The sequence below is a fragment of the Nocardiopsis listeri NBRC 13360 genome (assembly GCF_001570765.1).
Classification (GTDB): Bacteria; Actinomycetota; Actinomycetes; order Streptosporangiales; family Streptosporangiaceae; genus Nocardiopsis; species Nocardiopsis listeri.
The window spans coordinates 43,104-52,323 of the sequence record NZ_BCSH01000060.1 but is presented as its reverse complement, the minus strand read 5'-3'; the positions used below and the strand labels follow the sequence as shown (position 1 = coordinate 52,323).

Annotated in this window: 10 protein-coding genes; 3 read left to right on the top strand and 7 right to left on the bottom strand. The window is 67.8% G+C overall.

The annotated features are described in order from the left end of the window. Nucleotides 1-53: 53 nt before the first annotated feature. A complete protein-coding gene (locus tag NLI01S_RS25380) occupies nucleotides 54-254 on the top strand; it encodes a BldC family transcriptional regulator (protein ID WP_017603819.1) in 201 nt (66 codons plus the stop codon). Between the two features lie 101 nt (nucleotides 255-355). Beyond that, complete coding sequence (locus NLI01S_RS18605; RefSeq protein WP_067606332.1) at nucleotides 356-709, top strand: PLD nuclease N-terminal domain-containing protein; 354 nt, start codon at nucleotides 356-358, stop codon at nucleotides 707-709. A gap of 97 nt (nucleotides 710-806) precedes the next feature. Here NLI01S_RS18605 and NLI01S_RS18600 read toward each other — a convergent pair whose 3' ends face one another. Continuing rightward, the gene (locus NLI01S_RS18600) at nucleotides 807-2,138 is read right to left on the bottom strand and encodes a pectate lyase family protein (RefSeq protein WP_067606330.1); all 1,332 of its coding nucleotides are present in this window, start codon (nucleotides 2,136-2,138) and stop codon (nucleotides 807-809) included. A gap of 227 nt (nucleotides 2,139-2,365) precedes the next feature. Between NLI01S_RS18600 and NLI01S_RS18595 the strand changes: the two genes are divergently transcribed. Beyond that, nucleotides 2,366-3,361: a LacI family DNA-binding transcriptional regulator gene (locus NLI01S_RS18595; protein WP_067606328.1), complete on the top strand. Its 996-nt coding sequence runs from the start codon at nucleotides 2,366-2,368 to the stop codon at nucleotides 3,359-3,361. A gap of 87 nt (nucleotides 3,362-3,448) precedes the next feature. On the opposite strand, the gene ccsB is transcribed toward NLI01S_RS18595, so the two are convergent. The 6 genes from ccsB to NLI01S_RS18565 form a co-directional block, all read right to left on the bottom strand. Then, nucleotides 3,449-4,441 carry a c-type cytochrome biogenesis protein CcsB gene (gene ccsB, locus NLI01S_RS18590; protein WP_067606326.1) on the bottom strand — a complete coding sequence of 331 codons (993 nt, stop codon included), beginning with the start codon at nucleotides 4,439-4,441 and terminating at the stop codon, nucleotides 3,449-3,451. Beyond that, a complete protein-coding gene (gene resB, locus NLI01S_RS18585; protein WP_371850620.1) occupies nucleotides 4,438-5,937 on the bottom strand; it encodes a cytochrome c biogenesis protein ResB in 1,500 nt (499 codons plus the stop codon). Before resB ends, ccsB begins: the two co-directional genes overlap by 4 nt. A gap of 112 nt (nucleotides 5,938-6,049) precedes the next feature. Next, entirely contained in the window at nucleotides 6,050-6,850 is an 801-nt protein-coding gene (locus tag NLI01S_RS18580; protein WP_067606322.1) for a cytochrome c biogenesis CcdA family protein, read from the bottom strand. Next, entirely contained in the window at nucleotides 6,850-7,581 is a 732-nt protein-coding gene (locus NLI01S_RS18575; RefSeq protein WP_084392704.1) for a TlpA family protein disulfide reductase, read from the bottom strand. Before NLI01S_RS18575 ends, NLI01S_RS18580 begins: the two co-directional genes overlap by 1 nt. Nucleotides 7,582-7,814: 233 nt before the next feature. Next, on the bottom strand, nucleotides 7,815-8,018 hold the full coding sequence (locus tag NLI01S_RS18570) for a helix-turn-helix domain-containing protein (RefSeq protein WP_013155995.1): 204 nt from the start codon (nucleotides 8,016-8,018) through the stop codon (nucleotides 7,815-7,817). A 257-nt stretch (nucleotides 8,019-8,275) separates the two neighbouring features. Further along, the gene (locus NLI01S_RS18565) at nucleotides 8,276-9,073 is read right to left on the bottom strand and encodes a phosphatase (protein WP_067606318.1); all 798 of its coding nucleotides are present in this window, start codon (nucleotides 9,071-9,073) and stop codon (nucleotides 8,276-8,278) included. Nucleotides 9,074-9,220 lie beyond the last annotated feature (147 nt).

Sequence of the window (9,220 nt, the reverse complement as noted above, 5' to 3'; positions counted from 1 at the left end):
GGGGATCAAACGCCCGCCGCCCCCTCACTCAAGGCGGGCATGATTGGGGGAATGTGAAGGTGGAACGAGCAAGCGAACGCCTGTTGACCCCCGGGGAAGTGGCCTCACTCTTCCGGGTTGATCCCAAGACCGTGACCCGCTGGGCCGCATCCGGGCGGATCAGCAGCATCCGCACTCCTGGCGGGCACCGCCGTTTCCGGGAGTCCGAGGTACGGGCACTCCTCCTCGGGGAGCCCAGCGAGACCACCCCCTGACATAAGACAGAGCAACGTCCTCGACGGCCCCGGGCTCCGTGGGGTCTCCCGCATCCCTGGGCCGGGCCACGGGGAGTGGACAGCGAGAGTAGGCTGGAACCATGGTGTGGCTCGGTGGCCTGATCACGCTCGTATCGATCGTTCTATGGGTGTACGCGTTCTTCGACGCGTTGACCACCCCTGCCCAGGAAGCTCGGAACCTACCGAAGATCCTGTGGTTGGTCGTCATCGGACTGTTCGTGCCTGTGGGATGGATCCTCTGGTTCTTCCTCGGCCGGCCACGCAAGACCGTTCCTGTGCCGGGTGACGCGCCCTCTCCGGCCCAGGACGTGTCCGCGGATGACCTTGACCCGTCCGACTTCTCCAACCCCTCCGGCAGCCCGCACCCGCTCGGACCCGATGACGATCCGGAGTTCCTCCGTCGACTGAACCGACGCATCGATCCTGAGGATTAGTCGCCCCGAGTGGTACCGCCGCTCGAACCAACGTTGGGGGCCGCGCCCGAGGAAATCGGGTGCGGCCCAAACGCGTTTCAGGGAGCGGGTCAGGGCCTCACAGGAGTCCGGCCCCGACCTCCCGCGCCAGCCCGCGGATCGCGTGCGCCGATTCGACCTCGGCCGTGAACCGCGGCACCCAGGTGAGCCCGGTGCCCAGCGGCGTGTCCGGGTATCGCGCGTTGTGTTCGGCGACCAGGTCCACGGGGGTGAGACGACCGCCGCCCTCCGACATCGTCACGTTCCCGTGCTCCACGACGTCGGTACCGCCCCAGTTGCGGAGCAGTTCGCCGGCCCCGATCCCGTCGCGCAGGTCGAAGACGTTGTTCTCCGCGTACAGGTGTGACTCCAGGCCGACCCCCAGGCTGTAACCGAAGTGCTCCGGATCCCGGACGGTGTAGAGGTTGTTGTGGACGTGCACCTGCCCGAACCGCACCCGGGGCGCTCGCTCCCCCAACCCGTCGAAGTGGTTGTGCCGGTAGGTCACCCGCAGGTACCCGCGGTCGGTGGTCCGGCCGTCGCTGTTGCCCAACAGCATCGCCTTGTCCCGGCCGTGGAAGTGGTTGCGGGACACCGTCACCAGGTCGGTCTCTCGTACGATGTCGAGCAGTCCGTCGTGCACTTCGTACTTGCGGCCGAAGTACTCGGGGAGTTCGGTGCCGGGGTTGTCGCCGTCGTCGAAGGTGTTGTGATCCACCCACACGTTGGTGGCGCCGGAGACCTCCACCTGGTCGTACTCGGAGTTCCAGTTGCCGCTGTCGCCGTCGGTGGGGTCCCAGCCGGGGAAGCAGTCGTGCGCGTCGGAGAAGGTCAGGTCGCGCAGGATGACGTTGTCGACGTCGTGGACGCGCAGGTTCGCCCCGAAGAGGACGGCGTCCTCGCCCGCGCCCACGATGGTGGTGTTGGATCCGACCTCGACGCGAACCCGTTCCGCCTGTACCGCGGCGGAGGCGAGGCGGGCCTCTTCCAGGGGTCCCTCGGGGTCCTCCCGACCCCAGACCTGGGGATCGTAGGCCTTCAGGTACTCCTCCAGGGTGTATCCGTCGACCGCGTAGTCCTCGCACTTCAGTGGGGCGCCGTTCGGGTCGGTGTTGGCGTCGAGGTGCCCGTCGACGTAGACGATCTTGGGGGTGTCGTCGTCCTTGCCACCGACCGCGTCACGGAACTCCTCGAAGGTGGAGACCACGTGGACGTCCTCGGGAGCGGCCGACGAACCGCCGGTCGTTCCGTATCCGGCCGAGCCCCAACCGTCGCCCTCCTGGAGGGTCTCGCGACCGATGCCGTGGGGGTCGACGTCGGGTTCGGCGGCGGCCGGAGCCACGGCGACGAGAGTGGTCGTGGCCAGGACGGCCGCCAGGGTCAGGGAAGGAATCGGGGACGGTTTGCGCATCGGCGCTCCTCCGGGGGATGACGGATCGAGATCCGTATACAAACGTTTGCATGAACCTCCCCGATACTCCTGAACCAGTCAACCCTCCCCTACAGAGTTGTTGTGGGAAAATGCTGGAAAGCCGGGCCTTCGATGGGTCACGATGACAAAAGCGGCAAGGGTGAAAGGGCGCCCATGGGGCAAACGCTTGCCGTCTTCAAGACCGACCAGCGGAACGGAGTCCACGGGTGGCCGTCACCATCAAGGACGTCGCCAGGGTGAGCGGGGTCCACGTCTCCACGGTCTCGCGGGCCTTCTCCGCGACGCACCTGGTCAACGCCGAAACACGCGCGCGTGTCCTCGCCGCGGCGGAGGAACTCGGTTACCGCCCCAATCGGGCGGCGCGGGCGCTGTCCACCAGTAGGACCGGCAACCTCGGGCTCATCGTCGCCGACATCGCCAACCCCTTCTTCCCGCCCTTGATCAAGGCGGCCCAGGCTCAGGCCCGAGCCCGGGACTACCACGTGTTCATCGCCGACACCGACGAGCAGGCCCGGGTGGAGGAGGAACTCATCCGGTCCATGGCCAAGCAGGTGGACGGCGCCGTGCTGGTCGCACCACGCCTGACCAATCGGGTCATAACGGAGTTGGCACAAGAGATCCCGCTGGTCGTGGTGAACCGCCGGCTGCGCGGGGTGTCCGGGGTCCTGATGGACGTCGGAACCGGCGCCCGCCGGGCCATGGAACACCTCATCGAACTCGGCCACCGGGAGATCGCCGTGGTCGGCGGCCCCTCGCGCGCCTGGACCAGCGGGGAGATCGAACGCGCCACCGAGCACATCGCGCGGGACCACGGGATCCTGATCCAACGCGTGGGCCCCAACCCACCCACCGAGGAGGGCGGCCACACCGTGGCCGATGAGGTCGTGGCCAGTGGTGCCACCGCGGTCCTGGCCCACAACGACCTGCTCGCCTTCGGTCTCGTCCAGCGGGCCACCGAGCTCGGCCTCGACGTTCCGGGCGACCTCAGCGTGATCGGCGTGGACAACAGCCACGTGGCCCGGTACTCCAGCCCCGCCCTGACCACGGTGGCCATGCCGGTCGCCGAGGCCGGGCACGGGGCGGTCGATCTCCTCCTTCGCTCGGTGGACGCGGCAGGGTCCACCGGCACGGTCACCCTGGAGACCTCCCTGATCGTCCGCGGGTCGACCGCGCCTCCGGCGTCCGGCGAGGGCCTCCGCTGACGTCTCGGCCCTGAGCGGAGAAACCGAAGGGCGGCCCGATCCCTCGGGCCGCCCTTCGAAAGAGTCGCGTTCGCTCTCCGCCGCCGATCAGGCGTAGGAGTGCAGGCCGCTGAACATGTAGTTCACCGCGAAGAAGTTGAACATGACGGTCGCGAAACCGAGCACGTTGATCCAGGTGGCCTTGGGTCCACGCCAACCACCGGTGACCCGTGCGTGCAGGTAGGCCGCGTAGATGACCCAGGAGATGAACGACCAGACCTCCTTGGGGTCCCAGCCCCAGAAGCGGCCCCAGGCCTCGTCCGCCCAGATCGACCCGGCGATGACGCCGAAGGTCCACAGCGGGAAGGCGAAGAGGATGAACCGGTGGGAGATGCGGTCCAGCAGCTCCGAGCTGGGCAGCCGTCCGGCGATACCGGCGACCTTCTCCCCCAGTGCCCTCTTGCTCTCGGCCCGGTGCGCGACCAGGTAGGTGACGCCGGCGACACCGGACACCATGAACGCGCCACCCGCGATGATCACCGCCGTCACGTGGATCGGCACCCAGTAGGACTGCAGCGCCGGGATCAGCGGCCCCGGGTCGACGTACAGCCAACGCACACCGATGCCGAGCAGGAGTAGCACCGGGACGAGCACGAAGGCACCGAGGAAGCGGGCCTGGTAGCGCCAGGAGGCGAACAGCAGCGCGCCGACGGCGACCAGACACATCGCCACGACGAACTCGAACATGTTGCCCCACGGCCAGCGACCGGCGGCGATGCCACGGGTGATGATCTGGGCGAGGCTGAAGAGGAAGCCCAGCGCGGTCACGCCGAGGGCGATGCGACCGAGCACGCTTTGGGAGGCCCGTGCCTCCCCCTCGTTGGTACGGACGTCGACCTCGATGTCGCTGTCGCCGCCATCGACGGATCCGGCGCCGACCGGCATGAGGCGGCCGGCCTTGAGCTTGGTACGACGGCCGTACGCGGCCTCGATCGCGAACATGAAGAGCGCGGCGGCGTAGGTCACGATCATCGCGATGATGAGCGTGTCACTGGCCGAGGCCATGCTCTCGTTCACCGGTGCGGCGAGTATGTTCGTCACCGGTCACTCCCTCGTGTGGTCGACTCTTCGGTTGGGCTGGTGGGGTCGTCGGTGGACTCACTCCGGAGCCGTCCGGCGAGCCGTGTGGTGATCTCGTGGAACTCGGCGTTGTTGCCGGCCACCTCGGTCTTGCCGAGTCCGGCCAGCTCCACCCGGGTCCGTCCGTCCTCGTCCTCGGTGGCCCGCACCCAGACCCGACGGGGGCGTACGAACAGGGTGACGATCAGACCCACAACGGCCAGGGTCGCGGCGGTGAGCGCGGGCACCCGCGCCCCATCCCGGTTGCTCTGCAGGGTGACGTACTCCTGGACACCGGTGAAGGTGATCGATCCGGCCTCATCGGGAAGCTCCCAGGTTTCACCGACCGCCATCACGGGAGACTCACCGAGTCCCTCCATGTTCTGGGTCTGGATCTGGTAGACCGACTGCGGGTCGACCATGCCGAGGTCGCCTCGGTAGGCGTCCAGCGTCACCTTGGGGTTCTCCGCGCCGGGGTAGGTGGACACCAGTTCCCCTTCGGCCCCCTCGTCGGCGGTGGGCAGGAAGACACCCACGAATCCGAGCTCCTCGCCGCCGGTGTCGGGCACCTTGACGACACCGTCGGAGGCGTAGGTCATGGTCTCGCGGTGCAGGAACGGGACCGCCTGGTCGAAGACCAGGTCGCCCTCGGCGTTGTGGACCTCGAACCGCGGCGCGTAGCCGTGGCCGAGCAGGTACACCTGCACGCCGTCGACGCTCAGCGGATGGTTGACCTCCAGCCGGTGGGTCTTCTCCTCACCACCGGGTTCCTCGGTGTAGGTGACGTCGGCGACGTAGGCCTCCGCCTGGCCGCGCAGGTCACCGTCCTGGATGAAGGTGGCCTCGAAATCGTCCAGGTGCATGGTGAACGGGGCGAACTCGTCGGTGTCGGTCCAGTGCCCCGGGTAGATGGCGTCGTAGGAGGGCAGCGTGTTGGCGAACCCGTCGCCCTCCACGATGAGCATGTTGCCGCGGTAGCCGAAGAAGGAACCGGCGGCCAGCGCCAGGAGCAACCCGAGCAGGGCCAGGTGGAAGAGTACGTTCCCGGCCTCGCGCAGGTAGCCCGTCTCGGCGGACAACGAGTCACCGTAGCGCTCGGTCCGGTACCCCTTGAGAACCTTGCGCGCCTGTTCCAGCGCGGTGTCGGGGGTGGCGTCGGTGCCGAACCGTGCCACGTACGGCATGCGGCCCAGGTTGCGCGGGGTGGCCACCGGCCTGGCCCGCACGGCCTTGGCGTGGACCATGGCGCGCGGGATCACGCACCCGGCCAGCGACACGAAGAGCAACAGGTAGATGGCCCCGTACCAGGGCGAGGAGAACACGTCGAAGAGGTAGAACCGGTCGAGCCAGGGCGCCAGCTCCGGGTTCTCCTGGAAGTAGGAGGCGACCTCGTCGACGCTCACCACGTTCTGCGGCAGGATCGATCCGGGGATCGCTCCCAGCGCCAGCAGGAACAGAAGGATCAGCGCGGTGCGCATCGAAGTGAGCGTGCGCCAGATCCAGCGCGCCCATCCCAGGAGCCCCAGGCCCTTGGCGGGGCGCGGCTTCTCCTCGGGGTTCGTCGGTGTGTCGGTCTTGGTCGTGGTCAAGTCAGATCACCGTCTGGAAGTTCGCGGCCCATCCCTGCATGGCGATGGTCATCTCGGTCCACAACCCCGTCACCATGGCCAGGCCGACCAGGACGAGCATGATCCCGCCGACCGTCGCGACCGTGCGGGTGTGGCTCTTGAGTCGGTCGAAGGAGTTGAGCGCGCGCCGGTAGAGCAGCGAGGCCAGGATGAAGGGCAGACCCAGACCGACGCAGTAGATCAGGGACAGGAGCATGCCGCGACCGGCGCCGCCCTCGACGAAGGCGAGGGTCTGCACGGCGGCCAGGGTCGGTCCGATGCAGGGGGTCCAACCCAGCCCGAACAGGACCCCGAGCAGGGGCGCACCCGCCAGGCCGGCCCGGGGCAGACGGTGGAACCGGAACTCGCGACCGAGCCCCGGCACGAACCCCATGAAGGCCAGGCCGAGCACGATCGTGAGTGCGCCGAGCACCCGGGTGATGGGGTCGGTGTAGGCCATGAACAGGTCGCCGAGCCAGCCGATGAACCCGCCCACGGCGATGAACACCAGGCTGAAACCGGCGATGAACAGCACGCTTCCGGTGACCATCGTCCAGCGACGGGAGGCGAGTTCGGTGTCGATGTCGGTGACGGTTCCGCCCTCTCCCGCCGCCTCTTGGCGCTCCCGCACGTGCGAGCCGCTCATCCCGGACACGTAGGAGAGGTATCCGGGTACCAGGGGCAGGACGCACGGGGAGAGGAAGGAGACCAGCCCCGCGGCCAGGGCCAGCGGCGCGGCGAGCAGGAGCGAACCGGACAGGATCGTGGTACCGATGGGATCCATCAGCCATCGTCCTCGGCGGCGTCCTCGGTGCCCTCCGTGGCCTCGGCGCTCTCGGAGTCATCGGCCCCGTAGTCATCGCCCTCCTCCTCGGCGACCCGAGGACGTTCCTCGGGGTCGCCCAGGTCGAACTCGACGACCAGCGGGTCGAGGAGGTCGGTGAGCTGCCCATAGGTGGTGGGGCCGATGACGCGGGCGGCGATGTCGCCGTTCGGGTCCAGGATCAGGGTGCTCGGGATGGCGCGCGGCGGAACCGTCTCCCGGAACGCCTGTGGGATCTCGCCCGGCTGGTCGTGCAGGCTCGGGTAGGCCACGCCCTTGTTCTCGGTGTAGGCCCGTGCGGCGGTCTCGTTGTCCTTGATGTTCACGCCGAGGAAGTCCACGCCGAGGCCCTCGTACTCGGTGTGCACCTCGTCGAGCACCGGCTGTTCGGCACGGCAGGGACCGCACCAGCTGGCCCACACGTTGATGACGAGGATCTGCCCCTCGTAGTCCGAGAGGGCGAGGTCGTCGCCCTCGAAGGTGTTGCCTTCGACGTCGGGCGCGGGTTCGCGTTCGTCGGCCTCGAAGACGGTGGCGCTGCCGTCACCGGAGATGAAGCGGTCCTCTTCGCCGCCACTCTCGATCTCGGTTCCACCGGCGCAGCCGGACAAAGCGAGGACGGCGGCCAAAGCGGCGGCCGACAGGCGCGGCACGGCACGACTGCGTCGCGTACCCGTACTGGTACTGGGCATCCAGGCAACCTCGCGAACGGGGTGTGATCAGGGCGGACTACAACAACGACAAAGTGTAGTAGATGCCTTGAGATGCCCTTCGTCGCCCCGGGGCAAGAGCCGTTCGGCCCGTTCCCGGAGCGACCGCCGACGAGGGAAGGTCACCATGGGGGACGGCGCCGGGGGCGCGCCGTCCCTCAGGTGGCGGTGAACCGGGTGTCGAGCGTCTCCGCCCCACACCCGGATCCCACCGATCAACCGGCCTCGACGAAAGCCTCGCGGAGGTAGTCGTGCACGGCACGTTCGGGGACCCGGTAGGACCGCCCCACACGGATTGCGGGGAGAACTCCCGAGTGCACCATTCGGTAAACGGTCATCTTGGATACGCGCATGATCGTGGCGACCTCCGCCACGGTCAAGAACCTGACCTCTTCGAGAGGCGGCTTGCTCCCGTTCATCTTGCGACGCCCTCATTCCCGGACGTGATCAATTGTCTACCCTTCAGCCCTGGCACACCGGGCGTTGGCCGAACGACCCCGGAAACCGTGTTCGTCCCACCGACACGCCGGCGTGCCATGCCGTCACTACTGACACGTCCGTTTTCAGAGTAGAGCCGAGTTCCCCTCTAGGGAAGGTCGTTCGTGCACGCTTCCGGGTTGTCCGTTGTGCACGGGTCGGATGAGGTTTAACGGTGGGTATAAATGGCCCACCCTGCTCAAAGGAACCCGGCCCGGGAGAGAACGTAATCCCGAAGGGGGGCGTAGTCATCGGTCAGATAACCATCGTCCAAAGGCACCGTGACCAGTAGCTTTCCCTCGTGTTCGGCGAGAAACAGGGCCGGGTCGTTGCAGTCCGCGAAGCCCACCGTCGGCACCCCCATCTCCCCCGCGGCCCCGGCGAATCCATGATCGGCGATGACCAACTGCGGCCATGCCTCACCGCGACCTCCGAGCTCGTTCAGGATCGCCCGCATGGCGAACGGATGGTGGCTGTGCCGGGGCAGTCGGCCGTCGGTCACCATGGCGACGTCGTCCCGCCAGACCACGATCCGCCGATTGGGCGGGCGTTCCGTGGTCACCTCGTAGGAGTACCCACCGGCCGCGGTGATCACGGTGCAGCCGCGCTCGACCAGGGCGTCCTTCCACGCGGCGTAGGTCTCCTGGAGGTTGCGGGGGTGACCGGTGGCGAACATGACGCGTTCACGGCGTTCCGCGGCCAACACCAGCCGGTCGGCGAGGGCCTCCAGCGCGTCGATGGTCCGGTCCGGGTCGATCGTGTCGATCCCCCACACGTACTCCTCGTCGTCCACCACACCGCACCGCTTGCTCAGCAGTGAGAGGACCTCGCTGAAGGTCCAGTCGTGCGAGAAGGTCAGGCCGAACTGGTGATAGGGGTCCTTCTGGACGAGCCGTCGATAATGGCGCAGGTTGTTCTGCCGTGGGGTGTCGACATGCCCCGCGATCCCCGTGCGAACCAGATAGGTGATGAGTTCGGCGCGTGTCGGCGGCGTCACCTGCGTTCCCCTTCCTTTCCTGAGCGGCGATCGCGGTGACACGTCGGGCGGCCACCAAGGCGCCGACTCTCGTTCGCCCGGTATTCATCCCCTTCCTACCCGCCATGGGCCGGCCACTCCGCGAACACGCGGATTTCAACCATCGTG

Coding starts and splice junctions, on each gene's coding strand:
- NLI01S_RS18605 (WP_067606332.1), top strand. CDS start 356: ATGGTGTGGCTCGGTGGCCTGATCACGCTCGTATCGATCGTTCTATGG.
- NLI01S_RS18600 (WP_067606330.1), bottom strand. CDS start 2,138: ATGCGCAAACCGTCCCCGATTCCTTCCCTGACCCTGGCGGCCGTCCTG.
- resB (WP_371850620.1), bottom strand. CDS start 5,937: ATGCGCACCGCGCTGATCCTTCTGTTCCTGCTGGCGCTGGGAGCGATC.
- NLI01S_RS18580 (WP_067606322.1), bottom strand. CDS start 6,850: ATGGATCCCATCGGTACCACGATCCTGTCCGGTTCGCTCCTGCTCGCC.
- NLI01S_RS18575 (WP_084392704.1), bottom strand. CDS start 7,581: ATGCCCAGTACCAGTACGGGTACGCGACGCAGTCGTGCCGTGCCGCGC.
- NLI01S_RS18570 (WP_013155995.1), bottom strand. CDS start 8,018: ATGAACGGGAGCAAGCCGCCTCTCGAAGAGGTCAGGTTCTTGACCGTG.